The organism is Micromonospora echinofusca (assembly GCF_900091445.1).
GTDB classification, from domain to species: domain Bacteria; phylum Actinomycetota; class Actinomycetes; order Mycobacteriales; family Micromonosporaceae; genus Micromonospora; species Micromonospora echinofusca.
In genome coordinates this window covers 4,999,531-5,025,604 of the sequence record NZ_LT607733.1, presented here as the reverse complement: position 1 = coordinate 5,025,604, position 26,074 = coordinate 4,999,531, and the positions used below count along the sequence as shown (strand labels likewise).

Annotated in this window: 11 protein-coding genes; 3 read left to right on the top strand and 8 right to left on the bottom strand. The window is 73.8% G+C overall.

Features of this window, described 5'->3' with window-relative positions; all coding sequences use genetic code 11:
* Nucleotides 1-290: 290 nt before the first annotated feature.
* The 8 genes from GA0070610_RS31240 to GA0070610_RS21330 form a co-directional block, all read right to left on the bottom strand.
* Nucleotides 291-13,244 carry a type I polyketide synthase gene (locus GA0070610_RS31240; RefSeq protein WP_089001692.1) on the bottom strand — a complete coding sequence of 4,318 codons (12,954 nt, stop codon included), beginning with the start codon at nt 13,242-13,244 and terminating at the stop codon, nt 291-293.
* A gap of 54 nt (nt 13,245-13,298) precedes the next feature.
* Complete coding sequence (locus GA0070610_RS21360; protein WP_157747198.1) at nt 13,299-14,471, bottom strand: cytochrome P450; 1,173 nt, start codon at nt 14,469-14,471, stop codon at nt 13,299-13,301.
* Between the two features lie 140 nt (nt 14,472-14,611).
* Nucleotides 14,612-15,607, bottom strand: a complete 996-nt coding sequence (locus GA0070610_RS21355) for a TauD/TfdA family dioxygenase (RefSeq protein ID WP_231925757.1) — start codon at nt 15,605-15,607, stop codon at nt 14,612-14,614.
* A 50-nt stretch (nt 15,608-15,657) separates the two neighbouring features.
* Nucleotides 15,658-18,657 carry a condensation domain-containing protein gene (locus GA0070610_RS21350; RefSeq protein WP_089001690.1) on the bottom strand — a complete coding sequence of 1,000 codons (3,000 nt, stop codon included), beginning with the start codon at nt 18,655-18,657 and terminating at the stop codon, nt 15,658-15,660.
* 2 nt (nt 18,658-18,659) lie between these two features.
* On the bottom strand, nt 18,660-20,450 hold the full coding sequence (locus GA0070610_RS21345) for a non-ribosomal peptide synthetase (RefSeq protein WP_089001689.1): 1,791 nt from the start codon (nt 20,448-20,450) through the stop codon (nt 18,660-18,662).
* Between the two features lie 4 nt (nt 20,451-20,454).
* Nucleotides 20,455-21,276, bottom strand: a complete 822-nt coding sequence (locus tag GA0070610_RS21340; RefSeq protein WP_089001688.1) for a hypothetical protein — start codon at nt 21,274-21,276, stop codon at nt 20,455-20,457.
* A 71-nt stretch (nt 21,277-21,347) separates the two neighbouring features.
* On the bottom strand, nt 21,348-22,085 hold the full coding sequence (locus tag GA0070610_RS21335) for an ABC transporter permease (protein WP_089001687.1): 738 nt from the start codon (nt 22,083-22,085) through the stop codon (nt 21,348-21,350).
* Nucleotides 22,085-23,029, bottom strand: coding sequence for an ABC transporter ATP-binding protein (locus tag GA0070610_RS21330; protein WP_089001686.1), 945 nt, complete (start codon nt 23,027-23,029; stop codon nt 22,085-22,087). The genes GA0070610_RS21335 and GA0070610_RS21330 overlap by 1 nt, the downstream gene beginning before the upstream one ends.
* A gap of 232 nt (nt 23,030-23,261) precedes the next feature.
* On the opposite strand from GA0070610_RS21330, the gene GA0070610_RS30610 reads away from it, so the two are divergent.
* The 3 genes from GA0070610_RS30610 (at nt 23,262) to GA0070610_RS21320 (ending at nt 26,074) form a co-directional block, all read left to right on the top strand.
* The gene (locus GA0070610_RS30610; RefSeq protein ID WP_157747197.1) at nt 23,262-23,480 is read left to right on the top strand and encodes a hypothetical protein; all 219 of its coding nucleotides are present in this window, start codon (nt 23,262-23,264) and stop codon (nt 23,478-23,480) included.
* 1 nt (nt 23,481) lies between these two features.
* On the top strand, nt 23,482-24,957 hold the full coding sequence (locus tag GA0070610_RS21325; protein WP_089001685.1) for an amidase: 1,476 nt from the start codon (nt 23,482-23,484) through the stop codon (nt 24,955-24,957).
* Between the two features lie 133 nt (nt 24,958-25,090).
* The gene (locus tag GA0070610_RS21320; RefSeq protein ID WP_231925756.1) at nt 25,091-26,074 is read left to right on the top strand and encodes an ABC transporter ATP-binding protein; all 984 of its coding nucleotides are present in this window, start codon (nt 25,091-25,093) and stop codon (nt 26,072-26,074) included.

Sequence of the window (26,074 nt, the reverse complement as noted above, 5' to 3'; positions counted from 1 at the left end):
GTCCGGCCCGAGGAGGGCCCAGCGGAGGGCTGGAGGAGTCGGACGCCCGGTCGAACCACCGGTGACCGCAGGAGACGTTCGAACGGCCCACCGGCACCAGGCGCAGTCCTGGAGCCGGTGGGCCGTTCCTCGTCGGGCAGGTGGACGCGGGCAGGCCGCTCGCGGTCGCCGGCCTCCCACCCAGGTCGTGCCCAGAGGTGGGAGGCCGGTCCGCAGATCGCCGGGTGCTCCTAAGCGTTCACGGACCACGTGGCGCTCCAGGCATCGAATGATCTTCTTTTTGCTTCGGGTCAGGCGTTGTCCAGCTCGCTGTCCAGGATGTCGAACAGGTCGTCCGCCGTGACCGAGGCGAGGTCCGTGGCCTCGGCCGGGCTGGACTTGTCGCGCCACTTGGTCAGCAGCCGTTGCAGGGCTGCGGCGATGTCCGTCTCCGCCGTCTGCGCCGCGTCCACCGACTCCAGCGTCGCCTCCAACTTGGCGATGGTGTCCACCAGGCTGCGCAGCTTGAGCTTCGCCTCGTTGCCGCCCAGCTCCTCCATCAGGTGCTTGACGAGCGCCGCAGGCGTGGGGTGGTCGAACATCAGCGTCGCCGGCAACCGCAGACCGGTGGCCTGGTTGAGTCGGTTGCGCAACTCCACCGCCGTCAGCGAGTCGAAGCCCATCTGCTTGAACGCCTGGTCCACCCGGATGGTCTCCACCGACCCGTGAGCCAGCACCGTGGCGACGTTCGCGCGTACCAGGGTCAGCAGCACGTCGCGCTGTTCCGGCTCGGCGAGCCCGGCCAGCCGGCTGGACAGCGACTGCGCGGTACCCGTCGAGGTGATGCGCCGCGGGCGGGTGAAGGACCGCAACGGTGGCGGCGCCGTCGTGCTCGTCCGCAGGGCGCTCACGTCGAGCTTCATCGGGACCAGGCACGGCTCGTCCGTCCGGCAGGCCGCGTCGAACAGCGCGAGCCCCTCTTCGACCGTGTGCGCCAGCACGCCGCTGCGGCCGATCCGGGCCAGGTCGGCATCGGTCAGCCCACTCGTCATCTCGCCACCGCTGCGCCACAGGCCCCAGGCCAGTGACGTCGCCGCGAGGCCGGCTGCCCGGCGCCGCGTGGCCAGCGCGTCGAGGAAGACGTTCGCGGCCGCGTAGTTCGCCTGACCCGCCGTGCCCAGCACCCCCGTCGCCGAGGAGAACAGCACGAACAACTCGACGTCGCCGGCCAGCTCGTGCAGGTTCAGCGCCGCGTCGACCTTGGCGCGCAGCACCGTGTCCACCCGCTCCGGCGTGAGCGTCTCGACCGTACCGTCGTCCAGGACGCCCGCCGCGTGCACGACACCGACCAGGTCGGGCAGGGAGATCAGGAGCGCCGACAGCGCGGCCCGGTCGGCGGCGTCGCAGGCGGCCACCGTGATCCTGGCGCCCAGCGACTCCAACTCGGCCGACAGCTCCGCGGCGCCCGGCGCGGCCGGCCCGCGACGGGAGGTCAGCACGAGGTGACGGGCACCGTGGTTGGTGACCAGGTGGCGGGCCAGCGCGGCGCCCAGGGCACCCGTGCCGCCGGTGACGAGCACGGTGCCCGCCGGGTCGAACAGGCGGCGCTCCGACGCGGCCGCGAACGTCGCGAGCCGTGGCACGGACAGCGCACCCTCGCGGACGGCCACCTGCGGCTCACCGGTCGCCACGGCCGCGCCGACGAGTGCCGGGTCGTCGGTGTCGACGAGGACGAAACGGTCGGGATGCTCGGTCTGCGCGGAGCGGACCAGGCCCCAGACGGCCGCACCCGCCGGGTTCGTGCCGTCGGCCGCACCCCGGGAGACGAACACCAGCGGGGAGCGGTCGCCGGGCAGCCACTCGTGGATCGCCGCGAGCGCCTGGTGCACGGCGGTCCGTACCGCCTCGGCGTCCGCGCCGGTGCCGATTTCGAAGACGTCGAACCCGTCGGCGGGGGCCACGGGCGCGGGTACGGGCAGCCACTCCAGTCGGTGCAGCCCGTTCGGGCCGGCGGCGGTACGCAGCTGTTCGAGCGTCACCGGCCGCGCCACCAGCGACTCGACCGTGGCCACCGGCATGCCGGTGCCGTCGGCGAGTGCCAGGGTGTACGCGTCCCCGGCGGTGGGGGTGAGCCGTACCCGCAGCGACGTCGCCTCGGCGGTCAGCACCCGGACGCCGTGCCAGCTGAACGGCAGACGCAGCGGCCCGTCGGTGCCGGAGGCCAGGAAGATCGGGTGCAGGGCCGCGTCCAGCAGCGCCGGGTGCAGTCCGAACCGGCCAGCCGGGGCCTCGGCGGGGAGCGTGACCTCAGCGAACAGTTCGTCGCCGCGTCGCCAGGCCGCCACCAGACCCCGGTACGCGGGCCCGTAGTCGACGCCGAGTTCGGCGACCCGGTCGTAGAGGTCCTCGACCGGTGCCGGGACGGCGTCGGCGGGTGGCCACTCGCCGGGCCAGTCGCCGCCGGCCTCTGCGGCGGTGTCGAGCAGGCCGCTCGCGTGCTGCGTCCACGGCTCGCCGTCGGCCGCGTCCTCACGCCGGGAGTGCACCCGCAGCGACCGGCGCCCGGACTCGTCGGGTTCCCCGACCTCGACCTGCACCTGTACCGCACCGTCCGCCGGCAGCACCAGCGGCGCGTGCAGGGTCAGCTCCTCGATGAGGTCGAGGTCGACGTGCTCGGCGGCCCGCCGCGCGAGTTCGACGAACGCGGCGCCGGGGAGCAGGACCGTGTCGAGGACGGTGTGGTCGGCCAGCCAGGGCTGCTCGCGCAGGGACAGCCGTCCGGTGAGGACGGTCCGTTCCGAGCCGGCGAGCCCCAGCACCGCGCCGAGCAGCGGGTGGTCCGCCGTGCCGAGCCCGAGCCCGGTGGCGGACGCCGGACCGTCGTCGGCGATCAGCCAGTACCGCTGGCGCTGGAACGGGTACGTCGGCAGTTCCACCTGCTGGGTGTCGGCGAGGTACGCGTCGGGGTCGGGGCTGGTGCCGGTGGTGAAGAGGTGGCCGACGGCCCTGGCGAGGCTGTGTGTCTCGGGCTGTCCCCGGCGCATGGTGGCGATGCCGGTGGTGTCGCCGGTGGTGGTGGCGAGGACGGTGTCGGGGCCGATCTCGAGGAAGGTGCCGACGCGGTGGGTGCTGGTGAGGGCGCTGACGGCGTCGTGGAAGCGGACCGCGTCGCGGACCTGGGCGACCCAGTGGTCGGGGGTGGGGTCGAGCGGCTGGCCCGTGCGGGTGGAGATGACGGGGATGGCGGGCTCGTGGTGGGTGATGGACTCGGCGACGGCGCGGTAGTCGTCGAGCATCGGGTCCATCAGGTGGGAGTGGAAGGCGTGGGAGACGGTCAGTCGTTTCGTCTTGTGGCCCTGGGCGGCGAGGTGTTCGGCGGCGGCGAGGGTGGCGGTCTCGTCGCCGGAGATGACGAGGTCGGCGGGGGTGTTGACGGCGGCGATGCCGACCCGGTCGTCGAGGTGGGGGGTGACCTGTTCCTCGGTGGCCTGCACGGCGACCATGGCGCCGCCGGTGGGTAGCGCCTGCATGAGGGTGGCGCGGGCGGCGACGAGTCGGGCGGCGTCGGTGAGGTTCCAGACGCCGGCGACGTGGGCGGCGGCGAGTTCACCGATGGAGTGCCCGGCCAGGTGGTCGGGGCGGACGCCCCAGGATTCGAGGAGCCGGTACAGGGCGACCTCGAAGGCGAACAGCGCGGGTTGGGTGTAGCCGGTGCGGTGCAGGTCGTCGGTGTCGATGACCTCCCGCAACGGCCGGTCCAGATGCGCGTCCAACGCGGTGCACACCTCGTCGAACGCGGCGGCGAACACCGGATGGGCGGCGGCGAGTTCCGTGCCCATACCCACCCGCTGCGCGCCCTGCCCCGTGAACAGGAAGGCCAGCCCGCCCGTCTCGGGGACGCCGGTGACCAGGTTGGTGGCGCCCTGTCCGGTGGCCAGCGCGGTGAGGCCGGCGAGGAACTCCTGCCGGTCGGCCCCGGTGACGGCCGCCCGGTGGGTGAAGGTGACCCGGGTGGCGAGGGATCGGGCGACGTCGGCGTCCGGCAGGTCGGGGTGGGCGGTGAGGTGGTCGTGCAGGCGGCGGGCCTGGTCCCGCAGGGCCGGCTCGGAGCGGGCGGACATCAGCCACGGCACCACCGGCGGCGGGGTGTCGGCGGTGGCCGGGACGGCGGCGGGCGGCTCCTCGATGATCACGTGCGCGTTCGTCCCGCTGACCCCGAACGAGGAGATTCCCGCGCGACGCGGGTGGCCGTTCCGCCGCCACTCGGCCTGCTCGGTCAGCAGCGCGACCGAGCCCGCCGACCAGTCGATCTTCGGAGACGGCTCGTCGACGTGCAGGGTGCGCGGCAGCAGCCCGTGCCGCAGGGCGAGGACCATCTTGATGATCCCGCCGACGCCGGCGGCGGCCTGGGTGTGGCCGATGTTCGACTTCAGCGAGCCCAGCCACAGCGGCCGTTGGCGGTCCTGCCCGTAGGTGGCCAGGATGGCCTGTGCCTCGATCGGGTCGCCCAGGGCGGTGCCGGTGCCGTGCGCCTCGACCGCGTCCACCTCGGCGGCGCTCAGGCCCGCGTTGGCCAGCGCGGCCCGGATCACCCGCTGCTGCGACGGCCCGTTCGGCGCGGTGAGCCCGTTGGAGGCGCCGTCCTGGTTCATGGCCGAACCACGGACGACGGCGAGGACCCGGTGGCCGTTGCGGCGGGCGTCGGACAGCCGCTCGACCACCAGCACGCCGACGCCCTCCGCCCAGGCGGTGCCGTCGGCGGCGGCGGCGAACGACTTGCACCGGCCGTCGCGGGCGAGACCCCGCTGCTTGGAGAACTCGACGTACAGGCTGGGCGTGGACATGATGGTCACCCCGCCGGTCAGCGCGAGGGAACACTCGCCGGAGCGCAGCGCCTGCACCGCGAGGTGCAGGGCCACCAGCGACGACGAGCACGCGGTGTCGACGGTGATCGCCGGACCCTCCAGCCCGAAGGTGTACGCCACCCGGCCCGAGGTGATGCTGCCCGCGGTGCCGGTGCTGAGGAACCCCTCGACGCCGTCGGGCACCGTGCTCGACCCGGTTGCGTAGTCGTGCGTCATGAGGCCGGTGAACACACCGGTGGCCGAGCCACGCAGCGCGTCCGGCCGCAGACCGGCGTTCTCCAGCGCCTCCGAGCACGTCTCCAGGAACATCCGCTGCTGCGGGTCCATCGCCAGGGCCTCGCGCGGGCTGATGCCGAAGAACTCCGCGTCGAATCCGGCCGCGTCGAGCAGGAAGCCGCCCTGGCTGACGTAGCTGGTGCCTGGGGTGTCCGGATCGGGATCGAACAACGTGTCCAGCGCCCAGCCACGGTCGGTCGGGAAACCGGTGATGCCCTCGCGACCGTTGACCAGCAGTTGCCACAGCTCGTCCGGCGAGTCGACGTCGCCGGGGTAGCGGCAGGCCATGCCGACGATCGCGATCGGCTCGTCGGTGGGGCGGGCAGCGACCGTCGGCACGGCCGGCTGCCGCTCGTCCTCCCGGCCACTGAGTTCGCTGAGCAGGAACCCGGCGAGGCTGTCCGGGACGGGGTAGTCGAAGGTCAGCGTCGCGGGCAGCCGAAGGCCCGTCGCGGTGTTGAGCCGGTTGCGCAACTCGACGGCCATCAGTGAGTCGAAGCCGAGCTGGCGGAACGGGGCGGTCACGGAGACCGCGTCCACGTCCGGTTGGGCGAGCACCGTCGCGACCTGCGTACGCACGATGTCGAGCAGGAGCCTGCGCTGCTCCTCCTCGCTGCGGCCGGCCAGCTTGCGCGCCAGCGCGGTGGCGCCCGGCCGGTTCGCGGCCTGCCGCCGGCGCGGCACCTTCGCCAGGCCGTGCAGCGGTGGCGCGGCGTTCGTCGCGGCGCGTACCGCGGCGACGTCGATGGTGACGGGCACCAGGTGCGCCTCGTCCGAGCGGGTCGCGGCGTCGAAGAGCGCGAGTCCTTCCTCGACGCTGTGCGCAAGGAGCCCTCCGCGCGCGATCCGGGCCAGGTCGGTCTCGCCGAGCTGGCTGGTCATCGTGCTGCTCTCCGCCCAGAGACCCCAGGACAGGGAGGTCGCGGCCCGGCCCCCGGCTCGCCGCCGCGTGGCCAGGCCGTCCAGGAACGTGTTCGCCGCCGCGTAGTTCGCCTGTCCGGCGGTGCCGACGACGCCCGCGACGGAGGAGTACAGCACGAACAGCTCGACGTCGCCCGTCAGCTCGTGCAGGTTGAGTGCGGCGTCGACCTTGGGTCGCAGGACGGCGTCCAGCCGCTCGGGCGTGAGGGACTCCAGGACGCCGTCGTCGAGTACGCCCGCGGTGTGCACCACGCCCACGAGCGGCCGGGAGAGGCCGGCGAGCAGCGCGGCCAGCGCCTCGCGGTCGGCGGTGTCACACGCGACGACGTCGACCGTGGCGGCGCCGAGGGTGCTCAGCTCCTCGGCCAGGGTGGCGGCGCCCGGCGCGTCCTGGCCCCGGCGCGAGACGAGGACCAGGTGTTCCGCGCCGTGCCGGGTGACCAGGTGACGGGCGAGCGCGGCGCCGAGCGTCCCGGTGCCACCGGTGATCAGGACGGCCCCCGACGGGTCGAACAGCCTGTGATTGGCGCCGGGGGAGACGGCGTACCGGGCCAGTCGCGGCACGGTCAGCGCCCCGTCCCGGATGGCGAGCTGCGGCTCCCCGGTGTCGATCGCCGCGGCGAGGACGCGCTCGGACTTCTCGGCGCCGTCGGTCTCGACGAGCACGAAGCGGTCCGGGTGCTCGGCCTGGGCGGAGCGGACCAGACCCCACGCCGCCGCGCCCGCGAGATCCCCGGCGTGGGTGACCACGGCCAGCCGCGTGGTGCCGGCCGCCGTCCGCTGGACGGTCGCCAGGGTCTCGTGCAGGGACCGCCGTACAGCGTCGGCGGTGTCGCCCGACTCGACCCGGAACACCTCGACGTCGGGCGCGCCGGCGCCGGTCGGGGCGGCCACCGCAACCCATTCCGGGCGGTACAGCGCCGGGGCGGGCCCGCTCGCGCCGGCCAGTCCGCTCGTCGCGACCGGACGGACGGCGACCGCGTCCGCGCTCAGCACCGGGTTGCCGTCGTCGTCGGTGGTGCTCACCCGCAGGGCGTTCTCGCCGGCCGGGGTCAGGCGGACCCGCAGCGTCGACGCCCCCCGGCGGTGCAGTCGCACGCCCCGCCAGGAGAAGGGCAGCCACGCCTGGCCGCCCGGGCCCTCGCCGCCGTCGACGTGCAGCACCAGCGGGTGCATGGCGGCGTCGAGCAGCGCCGGGTGCACACCGAACCGCACGGCGGCCGGTTCCTCCTCGGTACGCAGGGTGGCCCGGGCGAACAGCTCGTCGCCGCGCCGCCACACCTCCTGGACGCCCTGGAACGCGGGGCCGTAGCAGAATCCGCGGGCCAGCAGCCAGCCGTAGAAGTCACCGATGTCGACCGTCTCCGCGCCGGCCGGTGGCCACTCCTCCACCGCCGGTGCCGGCGCCGGCGCGTCGGCCAGCATGCCGGAGGCGTGGCACGTCCACTCCGCGTCCGACGCCTGGTCGGCCGGTTGGGAGTGGACGCCGAACTCGCGGCGGCCCTGCTCGTCGGGCCGGCCGACCCACACCTGGAGGTTGACCCGCTGCTGTTCGGTCAGTGTCAGCGGGGCCTGGAGGGTGAGTTCCTCGACCATGGTGCTGCCGGTGTGCTCGGCGGCGTGCGCGGCCAGCTCCAGGAACGCGGTGCCGGGGAGCAGGACCGTGTCGAGGACGGCGTGGTCGACCAGCCAGGGCTGCTCGCGCAGGGAGAGGCGCCCGGTGAGCACGAGCCGGTCGGTGTCGGTCACGCTCAGCACCGCGCCGAGCAGCGGGTGGCGCGTCACGGTGAGGCCGGCCGCGCTCACGTCGCCCGCGCCGGTCGGCCGCAGCCAGTACGACCGCCGCTGGAACGGGTACGTCGGCAGTTCCACCTGCTGGGTGTCGGCGAGGTACGCGTCGGGGTCGGGGCTGGTGCCGGTGGTGAAGAGGTGGCCGACGGCCCTGGCGAGGCTGTGTGTCTCGGGCTGTCCCCGGCGCATGGTGGCGATGCCGGTGGTGTCGCCGGTGGTGGTGGCGAGGACGGTGTCGGGGCCGACCTCGAGGTAGGTGCCGACGCGGTGGGTGCTGGTGAGGGTGGTGACGGCGTCGTGGAACCGGACGGCCCGGCGGACCTGGTCGACCCAGTGGTCGGGGGTGGGACGCAGCGGCTGACCGTCGACGGTGGAGATCAGGGTGATCCGGGGTTCGTGGTGGGTGATGGACTCGGCGACGGCGCGGTAGTCGTCGAGCATCGGGTCCATCAGGTGGGAGTGGAAGGCGTGGGAGACGGTGAGTCGCTTGGTCCGGTGTCCGGCGCGGGCCAGTTCCTGCGCGGCTGCCAGCGTGGCGGCCTCGTCGCCGGAGATGACCAGGTTGGTGGGGGTGTTGATCGCGGCGATGCCGACGTGGTCGTCGAGGTGGGGGCTGACCTGTTCCTCGGTGGCCTCGACCGCGACCATCGCGCCGCCGGTGGGTAGGGCCTGCATCAGCCGACCGCGGGCGGCGACGAGCCGGGCGGCGTCGGTGAGGTTCCAGACGCCGGCGACGTGGGCGGCGGCGAGTTCACCGATGGAGTGCCCGGCCACGGCGTCGGGGTGGATGCCCCACGATTCGAGGAGGCGGTGGAGGGCGACCTCGAAGGCGAACAGCGCGGGTTGGGTGTAGCCGGTCTGGTGCAGGTCGTCGGTGTCGATGACCTCCCGCAACGGCCGGTCCAGATGCGCGTCCAACGCGGTGCACACCTCGTCGAACGCGGCGGCGAACACCGGATGGGCGGCGGCGAGTTCGGTGCCCATACCCACCCGCTGCGCGCCCTGCCCCGTGAACAGGAAGGCCAGCCCGCCGGGGGAGGGGGTGCCGGTGACCAGTTCGTCCGCGCTGCTGCCGCCGGCGAGGGCGGTGAGGCCGGCGAGGAGTTCCTGCCGCTCGGCCCCGGTGACGGCGGCGCGGTGGGCGAAGGTGGTCCGGGTCGTGACCAGCGAGCGGGCGACGTCGGCGACCCGCAGGTCGGGGTGGGCGACGAGATGGTCGTGCAGCCGGCGGGCCTGGTCCCGTAGCGCCGGCTCGGAGCGCGCCGACAGCAGCCACGGCACCACCGGCTGCGCACCCGCGGGGGCGTCGGCGGCCGGGACCGCGTCGGCGGGCGGCTCCTCGATGATCAGATGTGCGTTCGTCCCGCTCATTCCGAAGGAGGAGACAGCGGCCCGGCGCGGACGGTCGCCGGCGGGCCAGGGCACCGGCTCGGTCAGCAGCGACACCGCCCCCGCCGACCAGTCCACCTTGCTGCTCGGCTCGTCGACGTGCAGGGTGCGCGGCAGCAGCCCGTGCCGCAGGGCGAGGACCATCTTGATGATCCCGCCGACGCCGGCGGCGGCCTGGGTGTGGCCGATGTTCGACTTCAGCGAGCCCAGCCACAGCGGCCGTTGGCGGTCCTGCCCGTAGGTGGCCAGGATGGCCTGTGCCTCGATCGGGTCGCCCAGGGCGGTGCCGGTGCCGTGCGCCTCGACCGCGTCCACCTCGGCGGCGCTCAGGCCCGCGTTGGCCAGCGCGGCCCGGATCACCCGCTGCTGCGACGGCCCGTTCGGCGCGGTGAGCCCGTTGGAGGCGCCGTCCTGGTTGACGGCCGACCCACGGACGACAGCCAGCACCGGGTGGCCGTTGCGGCGGGCGTCGGACAGCCGCTCGACCACCAGCACGCCGACGCCCTCCGCCCAGCCGGTGCCGTCGGCGTCGTCGGAGAACGCCTTGCACCGGCCGTCCGGGGAGAGGCCGTTCTGGCGGGAGAACTCGGTGAAGGCCTCCGTGCCGGACATCACGGTCACCCCGCCCGCCAGCGCCATCGCGCACTCGCCGGAGCGCAGCGCGCGTACGGCCAGGTGCAGCGCGACCAGCGACGACGAGCAGGCCGTGTCGACGGTCATCGCGGGGCCCTCCAGGCCCAGGGCGTACGCGATCCGGCCGGACGCCACGCTGTTCGCGATGCCGGTGATGAGGAAGCCGTCGACGCCGTCCTCCTCGCTGTGCCCGACCCGGCCGTAGTCCTGCGACGGCAGGCCGGTGAAGACGGCGGTGTCGCTGCCCCGCAGCGAGGTCGGTGGGATGCCCGCGTGCTCCAGCGCCTCCCACGCGGTCTCCATGAGCACCCGCTGCTGCGGGTCCATCGCCAGCGCCTCGCGGGGGCTGATGCCGAAGAACTCCGCGTCGAACTCGTCCGCGTCGTGCAGGAAGCCACCCGCGGTCGCCTTGCAGGTGCCCGGACCGTCGCCGGCGAACAGCGCGGCGAGGTCCCAGCCGCGGTTGGTGGGGAAGTCGCCGACGGCGTCCGTCCCACTCTCGACCACCCGCCACAGGTCGTCCGGGGAGGTGACGCCGCCCGGGAAACGGCAGGCCATGCCGACGATCGCGATGGGCTCGCTGTCGTCGTGCGCCTCGACGGCGGCGGGCACCGTCTCGGTCGCGCCCAGGCCCAGGGCGTCCAGCAGGTGGCTGGCGAGGATGTCCGGCGTCGGGTAGTCGAAGACCAGGCTCGCCGGCAGGGTCAGCCCGGTCGCGGCGCAGAGCCGGTTGCGCAGCTGCACGGCGGTGAGCGAGTCGTAGCCGAGCTGACGGAACGGCGTCTCGCCGTCGATCGTCGCGGGCGCCTGGTCTCGCAGGACCTCGCCGGTCGCGGTCCGCACGACGTCGCGCAGCAGGTCGAGCCGGTCGCTCTCGGGCGTCGCCAGCAGCCGCTCGACGAGGACGCTCCGGGCACCTTCGGCGTCGCCCTCGGCGGTCAGCACGGGGCGCGCGGCGACCACGCAGGGCTCGGCCGCCGCCAGCGCGGCGTCGAGGAGGGCGGTACGTCGTGCCACCGGCAGTCGGATGAACCCCGGAGCGGTCCACGCCATGGAGACCCCGGGCAGGCCGAGCGCGCGCCGGTGCCGCACCAGCGCGTCGGCGGCGAGGGTGACGGCGGCGTCCCGGCCGTCCGAGAGCAGCACGAGGCCGGTCCGGTCCCGCTCGACCGTCGCGTCGTGCAGCGCCAGCATCTCCTCGGCCGTGAGGTCCACCGCCGCGACGGTGGTGACCGGCCGGTCGCCGAGCACGGCCACCAGCGACTCCCGGTCGAACGGCACGCCGGGGTGCACGGAGACCTCGGCGCCGAACGTCGCCAGCTCCGCCGGCGCGCCGGCGGGGACGTCCTCCGTCCCCACCAGGACCAGTTCGCGTACGTCGTGGGCCGCCACGAGATGACGGGCGAGCGCCGCGTCGTACGAACGGGCGACGAGCACGACCGTGCCCTGCTGCGGTGCGCCGCCGGGCCGGGCGGGGACGGCCGCGTACCGGGGCAGGAACAGCTCACCCGCGATGACGGCCAGCACGTCCTCGCCGGACGCCACGGCCGCGCGCAGCACGTCGGTGCTCACCCCGTCGGCGTCGACCAGCACGAGCCGGTCGGGACGGCGGAGCTGGTGCGCCCGCGCCACCGCCCACGCGGCGGCCTGTCGAGCAGCGGTGGCGTCGGCGCCGTGCAGGGCACCTCGGGTCAGCACGACCAGGCGCGAGTCCGCCGGCCGGTCCTCGTCGAGCGTCCGCTCCAGCAACTCGGACAGGGTGACGGGATCGGGGTAGCTGTCGACGGTGAGTCCGTCGTCGGTGAGGCCGGCGACGAGTTCGGGCGGGCCCACGACCGACCAGGTGAGCTGGCCTGCCGGCCGCTCCGGCGCCGGCTCCCAGCGCAGCGCGTGCAGCGCGTCGTGCTGCGACCCGGCCGCGCAGAGCAGTCGGCCGGGCAGCTCGGGGAGCCGGTGGCGGACGGGGCTGCCGAGGGCGGTGCGGGGGATCCGCCGGACCAGGTACGTCTCGACCGGCACCGCGGCGGTGGACAGCTCCGCGCGGCACGTCGCCAGCAGGAGCGCGGCGTCCACGTCGGAGCCGACCACGTACGCGACCGGCCCGTCCGGCCCGGCCAGGGTCGCCGCGTCGACGACCCCGGACACGCCCCGCAGCACGGTGTCGATCCGGTCCAGCCGCACCCGCTCACCGCGGACGTCGGCCATGTCGACCAGCCGACCGGTGACCGTGAGGTGCCCGGAGTCGTCGCGGCGGGCCAGGTCACCCGTGCGGTACCAGCCTCCGCCCATCGCCTCGGCCGTCCGGGCGGCGAGGTTGTGGTAGCCGCCGGCCATCACGTTCGGGCCGCTGACCCAGACCTCACCCTCCTGACCGGGGCTGAGATCGGCGCCCGAGCGGGGGTCGACCACCCGGACGTTCAGGCCCGGCAGGGGGAGGCAGCGCCGCTCCGCGTCGCCGCCCGGCCAGCTCACCGCGATCAGGCCGGACGTCTCGGCGGTCACGTAGCCGGCGAGCAGCGGCGCGGAGAACGCGGCCTCGAACCGCTGGCGCAGCGTCGGGTCCACGGGGCCGACGGCCAGGCCGACCCGTACCCCCGCCACGTCGGAGGGCGGCGTGGCCAGCAGGGCGCGGTGCGTCGCGCCGCTGCCCACCAGCACGGTGCCGTCCAGCGTGGTGAGCGCGGCGCGCATCTCGTCGGGGGACAGGTCGCCGGCGAGCCGTACCGTCGCCCCCGCCGCCGCGGCGGCGACGAGTTGTCCGAACCAGACGTGCACGGGCAGCATCCACAGCACCCGGTCGTCCTCGGTGCAACCGAGCCCGGCCAACTGCGCCGCCACGGCGGGCCACAGCGCGTTGCGGGTGGTGGCGAGCACACCCTTGCGGGCGCCGGTCGTCCCCGCCGTGTAGGTGAGGAACGTCAGGTCGTCGAGGCCGGTGTCGTCGCGGGGCGGCGACGACGGCTCGGTCGTCGCCAGTTGCTCGAACGAGTGCGCGTCGCCGTCGTACCCGCCGTCGACGATGAGGTTGGGTACCCGTACCCGGCCGGCGTGCGCGGCGTCGGTGAGCACGGTGTCGGCGCCCGAGTCCGCGACGAGCCGAGCCAGCTCGGCGTCGTCGAGAGCCGGGTCCAGCGGCACGGCGATCCCGCCGGCGCGGACGACGGCGAGCACGCCCTCCACCGCCGCGACGCCGTCCAGCAGGACGACGACCCGGTCCGCCGGCCAGACACCGAGGTCGGCGAGGTGCCCGGCGAGCCGCGCTGTCCGCGTCGCCAACTCGCCGTGGGTGATGCCACGCCGTGCGTCGACGTACGCGATTCGGGTGCTGGACTCGGCGGCGTTGGTCTGGATCAGTTCGGGCAGCGGGCGGAGCAGATCGGTGCGCGGCATGTTGAACAACCTCTTGTCGGACAGGAGTTGTGCTGCGGGCCGGGGCGGAACGCGTCAGACCGTGACCGGTAGCGAGACGATCCCGGGAATGAACGGGTAGGCACGCAACTTCAGCGACTCTTGGGGCACGGCCAGCTTGATGTCGGGGAAGCGGGTGAACAGTTCCCGGAGGGCGATGTTGATCTCCATCCGGGCCAGTTCCGCTCCCGCGCAGAAGTGCGGGCCGCCGCCGAACGCCACGTGCCCCTTGTCGGCGCGGTCGATGTCGAGCACCTGCGGATCGGGGAACCGCTTCGGGTCGTTGCCCGCGGCAGTCAGGTGCAACAGCACCGTGTCGCCCTTGTTGATCTTCCTGCCGTCGATCTCCATGTCCTCGGTGGCGAAGCGGCGGAAGCCGTGGTGCACCGAGCCGTTGCGGCGCAACAGCTCCTCGATGGCCTCGGGGAACAGATCGGGATCCCGCTGGAGTCGCTCCAGCGTCTCCGGGGAGTCCAGCAGGGCCAGGGCGCCTCGGCTGATCATGCCTGCGGTGGTGTCGTAGCCACCCAGGATCGTCAGCGCGGCCATGATCAACAACTGCTGGGGGTTCAGCACCGGTTTGCCGTCGGCGTCCCGGTAGTGGATCCAGTACGAGAAGAGGTCTTCGCTGGGCTCCGCCGTCTTCTGCTGTCGGACCTCCTCGAGCATCCCCAACATGCTCTCCCGGATCTTGACGTTGGTCTCGTCGTCACTACCGAAGCCGAGGTCCGCCCACTGCTTGAGGTTCTTGCGGAACCTCTCGGGAAGGCCGAGTACGTCGCAGACGATCGTGATCGGCACGATGGCCGCGTAGTCCTCTACCAGGTCGCCGCCGCCATTCGCCTCGAACTTGTCCAGCAGCATGGCGACCACGGCGTGAATCCGGGGCCGGAAGGTCTCCAGGTGGCGGGGCAGGAAGGTGAAGTTGACCATCTTCTTGAGCGGCGTGTGTTCCGGCGGGTCGAGGGTGATGATCGTGCCGGTCGGCGTGCCCTCCGGGAACCGGTGGCTGGCGAAGTCCCCGTTGGAGTATTCGCGGGGGCGCGCGAGGCGCTTGTCGCGCAGCGCGGCGAAGACCTCGGCGTGCCCGGTGACCAGCCATACCCGGCCGTGGTCGTCGAGGCAGGTCTGGTGGACCGCGCCCCGCTCGTGTAGCGCCACGAAGCGCTCGGACGGCGCGTACGGGGTCGCGAAGTAGTCCGCGTCCATCAGCTTCTCTAATCCGTGTACCGGGCACTTGCTCGCCATGTCGTCCTCGCTGTGATCGGTGGAAGGAACAGCTGTCGGAATCTGGTTTCAACTGGTCCGCGCCCCGAAGACGATTCGCTCCTCGCCCCGGGGTTGGGTGATCAGTTCGCGCTGCTGAGCACGTGGCCGTCGGCCGGCCGCATGGCGCGGGAGCGCCGGAAGTCGCGGTGCACGAAGATCCGCTGGAGCCAGCGGTCGCGGCCGTCGTAGCGGGGGGTGAACTCGGTGCGGCCGTGCAGGGCCAGGCGGTTGTCGACGAACGCCAGGTCGCCGGGCTCCAGGATGAAGGTGCGGCGGACGGTGCGCAGCGCGTCGCCGAGCATCGACAGCGCCTGCGTGGCCTCGGGGTCGAGCGGGAAGGAGCTCTCGAAGTCGACCCGCACGTCCGGGTCCTCGAAGCTGCCGACGAGGATGCCGTGCGGCTCCGGCGCGCTGCGCAGTTCGCCGAACGACGCCGGCGGCTCGGTGACGAACCGCGGCTCGTGCAGCACCCGCCGGACCTGCTCGGAGAGCAGGGGCAGCGCGTTGCGGACGGACGTCACCCGCAACCCGGCGACGTTGTCGTGGTCGTTGCGCAGGCAGTGCAGGCCGACGTAGTCCGGGCGGTGCAGGTGGAAGGCGTTCTCCACGTGCATGGACAGCGCCACCGAGCCCGCGTTGCCCTGGAACTTCTCCATGCCCGGCACCGGCACGACGTCCTGTACGAGCGCGCCGCTCTTCTCCTCCTTGAAGGCGATGAGTTCGCCGAGTTGCAGCCCGAGCAGCACCTGGGCGGCGGCGGGCACCGTGGACTCCCGCTGCACCGAGCCGGGCACGGTGGGCGTGGCGGGCAACTCGTCGATGTCGACGGGCAGGTTCCGCACGAGCAGCACGGCGTCGAGCCCGGGATCCCACGCGAAGTGCCGCACCATCTGGCGCAGTCGTACGGGCAGGTTGCTGGACAGTTCGCGGGCCGATGCGAGCCAGGCGGTCGCATCGACCAGGCGCGGCGGCCGGCCCGCCAGGTAGCGGGCGATCGTGTCGACCTCGATGTTCTCCTCTCTGGTCAGTGTGATCATGCGGTCGGTGCCGCGGGTGGGCTGGACGTCGACGGTCACGCCGAGCCTCCTCTGCTGAGGTTCGAGACGGTGTGGGGTTGAGTGATCGGTCAGTCGTCGTCCTCGTCGTCCCAGAACGCGTTCTGCAGGTGCTCCGCGAGCTGCCGGGGCGTCGGGTTGGAGAACAGGTCGGCGAGCTGGACCGGCATCGACAGGTCGGTCCGCACCCGCTGCACGAGCTGGGCGCCCAGCAGCGAGTGGCCACCGCTGGCGAAGAAGTTCGAGTCCGCGTGCAGGCCCGGCCGGTCGAGCATCTCGGTCCAGATCCCGACGAGGGCGACGGTCGTCTCGTCCGGCGGGTCGGCGTCGGCCGACGCCCTCGCGGCGGCGAGCGCCACGAGGGCCACGCGGTCCACGGTGCCGGCCACGGTGACCGGAAGCTGGTTCAGCACGACCAGTTCGGGCGTGAGCGGCAGGGCGGCGCGGGCGTGCTCGCGCAGCCGCTCCGCGATGTCGGGCTTGCGGGACTCGACGAACGCGACGACCGTGACGTCCTGGGCGTCGCTGGCGGAGCCGACGGCGGCGACCGCCTCCACGTCCGGGTGGGCGGCGAGGACGGACTCGATGTCGGCGAGGTGGATCAGCTGGCCGCCGACCCGTACCTGGGCCGACAGCGGGCCGACCACGTCGATCCGGCCGTCGGGCAGCAGACGCGCGAGGTCTCCGGTGCGGTGGAACCGCCCGTACGTCGGGTGCTCGCCGAAGCGCGCGGCGGTCAGCTCCGGCCGGCCGTGGTAGCCGGAGGCCAGGGTGTCGCCCGCGACGCACAGCTCACCGCGTACGCCGATGCCCAGCTCGTGCCCGGTGCCGGGCTCGGTGACGAACACTCCGGTCGCCGGGCGGACGCCGGGCTCGTCCCGGCCGCCGTCGAGCGCGGCGTAGCCGGCGACGCCGGGCGTGGTGTAGCCGTGGTTCGGCGTGCCGCCGGTGGCGCGCAGCTGCGCGGCCAGCGGGCGGGGGAGCGGTTCGTGCGCCACCAGGAGGGCGCGGCCCGCGAGCCGGTCGCCCGCGTGCTCGACCACCTGGCGCCACACCGTCGGCGGCGCCTGCACCGCGTCCACGGCGTGCCGCTGCACCAGCTCGCCGAGCGCGTGGCCGTCGGTCCGGGCCCCGTCGGGCGCGACGACGACCCGGCCGCCGGTGGTCAGCGCGACCAGCAGCTCCGTCAGCGCCGCGTCCGTGGCGGCGCTGCTCAGCCACAGGGTGACGGCCGGCGAGGCGGCGAGCTGGTCGACGAGTCGCGCGACCGCGCCGGCCAGGGCCCGGTGGGTGACCGTCACCGCGAGTGGCGCGGGCGTGTCGCGGTGGTACTCCAGGTAGGCCACCGCGTCGAGGTCACCGCCAGCGGGCGCGTCGGTGCGGATCGCGTCGGTGGTGTCCGCGACGGCGGGGATGGGCACCGCGCCGGGCACGGGGAGGCCGTCGCCCGCCAGCACCGGGGCGGCACCCGAGTCGGCCAGCCGGGCGGCGAGGTCGGGGATCGGCTGGGTCGGGTCGAGCAGGACGCAGCGCGCGCCCGCCAGCCACACGCCGAGCCAGGCGGCGGCCAGCTGCGCGCCGCGCGGCGCCAGGACGGCGACCGTGCCGCCGCCCGAGGCCGCGACCAGGTCCCGGGTGGCGAGCGCCGCCGACCACAGCCGGCCGTACGACACGGCGTGCGCGCCGTCCTGCACGGCGACGAGGTCCGGGCTCGCCGCCACCGTCGCGTGCACCGCGTCGAGCACGGACGCCGTGGCGGCCGTCGCCGACGGCGACGCCGGCAGGGCGAGGTCGCTCGCGCCCCTGCGGGACAGCTGGGCCACCGGCCGGTCCACCTCCTCGCCCAGCTGCACGAGCAGCGCGTCGTAGCGTTGCAGCAGCAGCACGACGTCGGCCGCGTCGAAGGCGTCGACGCAGAACGCCGCGCGAATGGTGGTCGAGTCCTCGCCCGGCATGATGAAGAATTCCAGGTCGAAGCGGCTGTACCCGTTCTCCACCATGACGTGGCGCACCGGCATCCCGGTCAGCGCGGCGGAGGTGTCGACGGTGCCGGGCACGTAGTTGAACAGGTGCCGGAAGAACGAGCTGCGCCACGACGACGGCGCGTCGCCGAGCACGGCGGGGGACACGTGCTCCAGCGGTACGTCGGCGTGGCTGATCGCCTCCAGGAAGGTGCTGCGCGTCTGCTTCACGACGGCGCGGAAGTCGGCGTCGGCGTCGAGCCGGACCCGCAGCGGCACCAGGTTCGCGTGGTAGCCGATGGCGTTCATGCTGCGCTGGTCCCGGACGTTCACCGGGGTGCCGATGACCACGTCCGCACCCGCGCCGTGCTGGGCGAGCAGCACCGAGTACGCCGCGAGCAGCACCACCGCCTCCGAGGCGCGCAGTTCGCGCTGGAAGCGGCGTACCACGGCGCGGGCCGGCCCGGAGAGTTCGTGGTGGACGGTCCGCGCGCGCAGGGACGGGGCCCCGACGGGCGGGCGGGCGCACCACAGACCCGCCTCGGCGGGCCGCAGCCCGTCGAGGTTCTTCCGCCAGTACGCGACGCTGCGCTCGTTCGGCGGGCGTTCCGCGAGCGCCGCCACCGGGGCGTCGTCCGGCCGGCGTCCCGCCGCGAGGGTCTCGTAGGCGACGAGCAGCTCGCGGAGCAGGATCGTGGTCGACATGGCGTCGAAGTTCAGGTGGTGCACGACGACGCAGCACACGTCGCCGTCGGCTCCCGCGCGGATGCCCGCCCGCACCAGCGGGCGGCCGTCGATCGCGAAGGGCTCGGCGGCGAACGCGGTCAGGTCGGCGTCCATCCCGTCGTCGCCGGCCGGGACGTCCACCACCGGCACGTCGAGCCGGTCGGCGGCGAGCACCTCCCTGGTCAGCGTCGCGTCGTCGGTGCGGAACACGGTGCGCAGCACCTCGTGGCGGGCCAGGACCGCCCGCAGCGCCGCGGTGAACAGCTCGCGGTCGATCCGGCCGGCCACCTCGAAGGCGACCGCCACGTTGTTGACCCCGGTGTCCGGCACCAGCCGCTCGAGCAGCCACATGGCTGCTTCCTTCCTGCTGGCCGCGATGCTCATGCTCACTCGTCCCCTCGGTCGGTGTCGGCGCAGACCTCGGCGAGACGCGCCACGGTCCGGTTTTCCAGCACGTCACGCAGCGACAGGGTGAGCCCGCGCCGGCGTGCCTCGTTGACCAGCTGGGCGGCGCCGAGGCTGGTGCCGCCCCGGACGAAGAAGTCGTCGTCGACGCCGATCGAGGAGACGGCCGTGTAGGTGGCGAAGAGCTCGCACAGCAGCGCCTGCAACTCGTCGGCCGGCGCCCGCCCGCCCGGCGTCGCCGAGACCTCCGGCGCCGGCAGGGCCGCCGTGTCGAGCTTGCGGTTCACGGTCAGCGGCAGCGCCGGGAGGCTCACCACGGCGCTCGGCACCATGTACTCCGGCAGGGTCTCGGCGAGGTCCTTGCGCAGCTGCTGCGCGTCGATCCTCGCGCCTTCCCCGGGCACGACGTACGCGACGAGCTGCTTGACCTCCGGGGCGTCCGTGCGGATCACCGCCGCCGCGTGCCGCACCTCCGGACGGCGCAGCAGCGCCGCCTCGATCTCCCCGAGCTCGATGCGGTAGCCGCGGATCTTCGCCTGGTTGTCGACCCGCCCGCAGAACTCGTACTCGCCGTCCTCGGTGGGCCGGATCCGGTCGCCGGAGCGGTACATGCGCGAGCCGGGCGGGCCGAACGGGTCCGGCAGGAAACGCTCGGCGGTCAGCGCCGGCCTGCCCAGGTAGCCCCGGGCCAACTGGGTCCCCGCGATGTGCAGCTCGCCGATCTCGCCGGGCGCGACCGGGCGCAGTTCCTCGTCCAGCACGTGGAAGCGCACGTCGGGCATGGGCTGGCCGATGGGCAGCGGTCCGGGCGGCACCGGCTGGTCGGGCTCGATGACCACGGTGCTGCACCCGACGGTCGTCTCCGTCGGACCGTACTCGTTGACGACCCGTGCGCGGGGGTGCCGGCGGCGCCAGGCGTCGACGGTCTCGCCGAGCAGCAGCTCGCCGCCGGCCATCAGTTCCCCGCTCGGGGACGCCTCGGCGGGCAGCGCGGTGAGCAGCGGGATGTGCGAGGGCGTCACCTTGACGAACGTGGGCCGCTCCTGCCCGGAGGGTCCGGCGGCGGGCGTGCCCATCTCCTCCAGGGCGCCGACGTGCACGCAGCCGCCCGTCATGAGCGGCGCGTAGAACGCGGTGACCGTCAGGTCGAACGCGAACGAGGAGTGCAGCAGCGCCCGCCCGCGTACGCCCGGGTAGGCCGCCACCACGTGACGCAGGTACGTGCCGAGCTGGCGGTGCTCGATCACCACGCCCTTGGGGCTGCCGGTGGAGCCGGAGGTGTAGATGACGTACGCGGTGTTGGCGGGCCGCAGCGGGGTGAGCCGGTCGGTGTCGGTGACGTCGGTGTCCGGCTGGCCGGCGTACGCGTCCGGATCGTCGAGGAGGACCCGTGGCGTGTCGGACGCCGGCAGCGCGTGCTGGTCGTCGCCGGTGGTCAGCAGGAGCATGGGCCGCGCGTCGCTGAGCATGTGCTCCAGTCGCTGCGGCGGGTAGCTCAGGTCCAGCGGCAGGTAGGCCGCCCCGGCCTTGAGGGTGGCCAGCGCGGCCACCACCAGATGCGCGGAGCGGATGCCGATCGCGACGAGCCGGTCCGGGCCCGCGCCGAGCGACACCAGCCGGTGCGCGAGCCGGTTCGCCTCGGCGTCCAGTTCGGCGTACGTCCTGCGGTGCTCGCCCCACACGACGGCGGTCGCGTGCGGGGTGCGCCGCACCTGCTGCGCGAACAGGTCGGTGAAGAGCGCGGGCTCGCCGCCCGCCGGGCCCGGTGCCACCGCGCTACCCCGCGATCCGCAGGCCGGCGTCCGCGCCGGTCATCAGGCCGGAGACCGCCGCGGCGACGTCGGGGTGGCGCAGCATCTGGTCGTGGTCGACGTCGAGCGCGATGGTGCGCCCGAAGACCTGTCCCCGCTGGGTGGAGTGCGCGGAGGTGATCGCCGTCGCCGTCTGCCACACCGGGAGAGGGTCGATCTCCGTCGCCGCCCGCAGGTACCCGACGAACGAGGCGAAGCTGCCGCCCAGTTCGCCCCGGACGTCGTCGTCCAGCCCGAGCCTGCGGCCCGCCACGTCGATCGCGTCGCGGAAGATCCCGGCGAGCGCGGGACCGATGAGGGTCAGGTCGTCCAGCCCGTACTTCTCCTGCACCGCCTGGCCGTCGGCGTGGAACGCGGCGATCTCCTCCGGGGAGAGGATGGTGCGCAGCGCGTCCGCGGCGGCGTGGAAGTCCCGGTAGAGCCCGACGATGTTCGGCAGCTCCGGGTCGAGCAGGACCAGCCTGGGGGCCTCGTCCTGGCTCTCGGCCAGCCGGGACGCGAGGCCGGCGGCGAAGACCGCGCCCACGCAGTAGCCGATCACGGTGTCGACGGTGCGCTCACGCCGGCGGACGCCCTTCGCCCACCGCTCGACGTAGTCGGCGCCGGACATGGTGTCCTCGGCGCCGGAGGCGGGTGCCACGGTCTCCCAGATCTCGCCGGGTGCGCTCAACAGGGGGACCAGGTCGCGGAAACACGCCTGGGTGCGGCCGGTGCTGGTGAAGTCGACGGTGAGCGTGAGGCCGCCCGGTCCGCCCTTGCGCAGTATCTGCCAGGAGTTCTTCTTCACGATGCAATCCCTCGTCGTAGCGGTGCGTACGTTCGTCGTGTGGGGGTGTGGGAGGTCCGTCGGCTCCCGGCTCAGACGCGGGCGCTGTCGCGCACGTACCGCAGGGTCACGGCGGCGCCGAGCACGACGGTCCAGCCCGCGAGCACCAGGGCCGCGAGCCCGAGGCGGGAGTCGGCCTCGAACGGGCTGTGGCCGACCACGGCCAGCCAGTGGCTCGGCATGACGGCGGACACCGCCTGGAGCCACTCGGGGAACGCGACCGACGGGAACAGCGCGCCGCCGAGCACCCCGAGCAGCATGTGCGAGACGGAGGTGAGGACCTGCACGCTCTCGGCCGTGGCGACCTGGCCGATGAAGACGCCCAGCAGCGCGAACGGCAGCGTGCCGACCCAGACCCCGAGCACCAGCTGGAGCCAGCCGCCCAGCGGCAGCCGGACGCCCTGCAACAGCGCGCCGGTGAGCGCCACCGCCGTGATCGCCGGCAGCGCCACCACCATCGCGGCGGCCAGCTTCGCGGTCAGGTACGACGTAGGCGACAGCGGGGTGATGCGCAACTGGCGCTGCCACCCCGTCGACCGCTCGATCGCCACCCGGGTGCCGACGTTCAACGCCACGAAGAGCGCGCCGAAGGCGGCGAGCCCGCCCAGCAGGTGCTCGCTGAAGTTGATGCCGGTGCGTTCGACGACCTCGCCGCGGAACAGGTTGGCCTGCATCAGGTAGAGCAGCGTCGGGAACAGGAACGCGACGATCCAGAACTTGCGGGCACGGATCACCCGCTTCACTTCGAGCTTGAGGAAGCCCGTGCTCATCAGGCGGCCCCGCCCTTCGTGGAGGTGAGGGCCAGGAACGCCTGTTCCAGGCCGAGGGCGCCGATCTCGACGTCGTACGCCCGGGGATGGCGTGCGAACAGCTCCCGGGCGGCGGCGTCGGAGTCGGAGCAGACGAGTTCGAAGCGCTGGCCGCGGGACTCGGCGCTCAGCACGCCGGGCAGCAGGCGCAGCTGCTCCACCGTCGCGTCCGGGACGGTGGCCGCCAGCGAGCGGCCCGCCACCACGGAACGGATCTCCGCGACCGTGCCGTCGGCAATGACCGTCCCGGCCTGTACGAGCACCACCCGGTCGGCGAACTCCTCGGCCTCCTCCAGGTAGTGGGAGGCGAACACCACGGTGCGCCCGGAGTCGGTGAACTCCCGCATGGCGGCCCAGAACACGTGGCGCGACTCGACGTCCATCGCCACCGTCGGCTCGTCCAGGACCAGCAGCTTCGGGTCGGACACGAGAGTCATCGCCAGCCGCAGCCGCTGGCGCTGACCGCCGGAGAGCCGGCTGCGGCGGTCGGCGATGTCGGTCAGGTCGGTGCGGCGCAGCACCTCGGCGATCGGCAGCGGGGCGGCGTGCAGCGATGCCACCATCGTGAGCAGCTCGCGGATCGACACGTCGTCGAGCAGCGCGCCGTCCTGGAGCGTCGCCCCGATGACGCCCCGGGCGATGGCCTCCCGGGGGGTGTGCCCGAAGACGCGGATCTCGCCGCGGTCGGGGCGGGTGAGCCCCAGGATCATGTCGACGAGCGTGGACTTGCCCGCGCCGTTGGGCCCGAGCAGCGCCACCACCTCGCCGGGCGCGATCCGCAGGTCGATGCCGTTGACGGCCCGCACGTCGCCGTATCTCTTGTGCACGGCCGAAACGTCGATCGCCTGTGGTTCCACCGCACCGGCCGTGGGTGTCGCCACGAGGTTCGCGATTGCGTTGCTCATTGATTTCCCCATTTAGATCGGTGCGGGTATGCGAATAGTATTTATCAGCGCCGCGGAGCGGGGAGCCAGGAACTCCGGGGCCGTCGCCGCGAGGATCGGCGTCCGAGGCGCCTCATTCCGGGGTGGTGAGGGGTGACCGTAGGGGTTACCCCGCGACGGCCGCGCCGCCATCGTCGGAGTTGTCGTGGTCCTGGGCCGCGCATTTTTTTGTGGCCGGTGCGGGGAGGTGTTCGTGGCACGCCAGAAGCGGAACAGTGGCCGTCATTCGTCGAACGGTGACGCGAAGACGGACGTCATGGTCCGTGACGATGTCACGGCCGAGCCGTTTGTTTTTCCGTACAGCGACTTCTTCCGGCACACAAGAATGGGCACGGAATCGGAATTGGCCGGCGACCGGCCCTCGCCGCGGGTCGTCGCGACCGGCCGGCCGGGCCACGCGGCGGTGAGCTGACATGGACCACGTCGCCGCCGCAGCCGAGCGGGCCGACCGGCTCGGGCCGATGCTCGGCACCTTCCTGCACCGATTCCCGACCGTCGACGCAGGCGCGGACGGGCCGCTGCGCGGCACGCTGATCGGCGTCAAGGACGTCGTCGCCGTGGCCGGCGCGCCGAGCACCTGCCAGAGCGTCGTGCACGACGCGGACTGGTGGGCCGACCGCGACGCGACCGTGGTGGCACGGCTGCGCGCCGCGGGCGCGCTGATCGTCGGCAAGACCACGATGGGCGAGCACGCGCTGTCCCGGCCGGACCCGGAGGCGCCCTTCCCGGTGCCCCGCAACCCGTGGGACCCCCACCGGTTCACCGGCGGGTCGAGCTGCGGCAGCGCCAACGGCATCCCCGCCGGGTTCTTCGACGCGGGCATCGGCACCGACAGCAACGGCAGCATCCGGATCCCGGCCGCGCTGTGCGGCGTCACCGGGCTGAAGCCGACGCAGGGCCTCCTGCCGGCGACGGGCGTCCGCCCGCTGGCGCGCTCGGTCGAGACCACGGGCCCGCTGGCGCGTACGGCCCGGGAGTGCGCGCGGCTGCTCGCCGTGATGGCGGACCGGCCCGCGGAGCTGTCCCGGCCGCCGCTGGCCGACCTCGCGGGCGTACGCGTCGGCGTCCCGGGCGACCTGGTGCGCTACGCCGCCGCGCTGACCGAGGACACCGCCGCCGCCTTCGACGCCGCGCTCGACGAGCTGCGGGCCGCCGGGGCGCAGGTCGTCGACGTGCCGTTCGACGAGGCGTTCCCGCTCTTCGCCGCGCAGCTCGTGACGATGCTGGTGGAGGCTTTCGAGGTGCACGGGGCGCAGCTGCGGGCGCGCTGGAGCGACTACGGGCGACCCTTCCGGTGGAACGTCGCGCTCGGCGGCGTGCTCCCGGCGGAGACGTACCTGCGGGCCCAGCGGGTGCGCGGCTGGGGCGCCGACGCCCTGCGGGCGCGGTTGCGCGACGTCGACGTCGTCGCCACGCCCGCCTGGCCGTCCGGCGCCCCCCGCTACGACGACCAGGCCAGCCTCCAGATGATCTCCTTCCTGCCCAGCGCCTGGAGCGCGGTCGGCTTCCCCGCGCTGGCGCTGCCGATGGGCGTCGACGGCGACGGGATGCCGCTGTCGCTGCAACTCGCCGCCGCGCCCGGCCGCGACTTCGAGCTGGCCGCCGTCGCCGACGTCTACCAGCGGCGTACGGGCTGGCACGAGCGGGAGCCGAAGCTGGAGGTCGTGACGGACCTCGCGTCCGTCTGCGTGCCCGAGGCACCGGCCGACGGCGTCGACCCCGTACGGCGGGAGCGGCTGGCGCGGGCGTTCGGCGAGCTGGGCGTCCCGCTGGGGGACGGGGACCTCGACCAGGTGACCATGACGTGGACGAAGGTCGAGGCGCTCGCCGGGGTGCTGCCGGAACTTCCGGTGGACGTGCCGCCGTTCGCCGCCCACCCGGCCGGTTGAGCCCCCGGGGAGCACCGGGCCACCGGCCGCTCGGCGTCGTGTCCGCGTTCGCGCGTCCGCTGCTACCGGGCGGCCCGCCTGCTCCGGACGTGGGGGACACACGGGTCGGGCATGCGTACGACACGGTGGGAACATGACGCGACGGGGGTTGGAACTGTCGCCCACCGACGGCAGCCTGATGAGCATGGATGACGTCGTGATCGAAGTGGACGGGCTGCGCCGCAGCTACGGGGAGTTCGAGGCGGTGCGCGGCATCTCGCTGCGGATCCGCCGGGGCGAGCTGTTCGCCCTGCTGGGCACCAACGGTGCCGGCAAGACCACCACCATCGAAGTGCTGGAGGGGCTGCAACCGGCCACCTCCGGCCGGGTCCGGGTGCTCGGGCTGGACCCGGTCCGGGACCGCAACTCGGTGCGCCCCCGCACGGGGGTGATGCTCCAGCACGGCGGGTTCACGGGTTCGCTCACCGTCCGCGAGACGGTGGAGATCTGGCGGTCGCTCACCGTCCGGCCGCAGAGCACCGCCGAGGTGCTGGACCTGGTCGACCTCGGCGACCGGATGAACGTGGCCGTCGAGCAGCTCTCCGGCGGCGAGGGCCGGCGGCTGGAGCTGGCGCTGGCCGTGCTCGGCCGGCCTGAGGTGCTCTTCCTCGACGAGCCGACCACCGGGATGGATCCGGCCTCGCGGCGCCGCACCTGGGACGTCGTCCGTGAGCTCCAGAAGGGTGGGACCACGGTCCTGCTCACCACGCACTACCTGGAGGAGGCCGAGGTACTCGCCGACCGGGTGGCGATCATGCGGGGCGGAAACATCGTCGCCACCGGCGCTCCGGAGGACGTCGTCCGCACCCTGCCCGCCCGGATCAGCTTCCGGCTGCTCGGGACGGACGTGCTGCCCGACCTGCCGCACGCCACCCGCCTGGTCGACGGCGACCGGGTGGTCTACGAGTCCCGCCAGCTCCAAGCCGATCTCACCCGGCTGCTCGAGTGGGCCAACGCGGGTGACATCCGGCTGGCAGCTCTGTCGGCCCGACCCGCGACCCTGGAGGATGTCTTCCTGGACATCGCCGCTGACCATGACCTGACCGATCAGCTTGCGGAACCGGAGGCCGTCCGATGA

What these genes read in the sequence shown, in the direction of transcription:
- GA0070610_RS21320 (WP_231925756.1), top strand. Translation starts at nt 25,091, where the DNA reads ATGACGCGACGGGGGTTGGAACTGTCGCCCACCGACGGCAGCCTGATG.
- GA0070610_RS21360 (WP_157747198.1), bottom strand. Translation starts at nt 14,471, where the DNA reads ATGGACGCGGACTACTTCGCGACCCCGTACGCGCCGTCCGAGCGCTTC.
- GA0070610_RS21335 (WP_089001687.1), bottom strand. Translation starts at nt 22,085, where the DNA reads ATGAGCACGGGCTTCCTCAAGCTCGAAGTGAAGCGGGTGATCCGTGCC.
- GA0070610_RS31240 (WP_089001692.1), bottom strand. Translation starts at nt 13,244, where the DNA reads ATGCCGCGCACCGATCTGCTCCGCCCGCTGCCCGAACTGATCCAGACC.
- GA0070610_RS21330 (WP_089001686.1), bottom strand. Translation starts at nt 23,029, where the DNA reads ATGAGCAACGCAATCGCGAACCTCGTGGCGACACCCACGGCCGGTGCG.
- GA0070610_RS21350 (WP_089001690.1), bottom strand. Translation starts at nt 18,657, where the DNA reads ATGAGCATCGCGGCCAGCAGGAAGGAAGCAGCCATGTGGCTGCTCGAG.
- GA0070610_RS21325 (WP_089001685.1), top strand. Translation starts at nt 23,482, where the DNA reads ATGGACCACGTCGCCGCCGCAGCCGAGCGGGCCGACCGGCTCGGGCCG.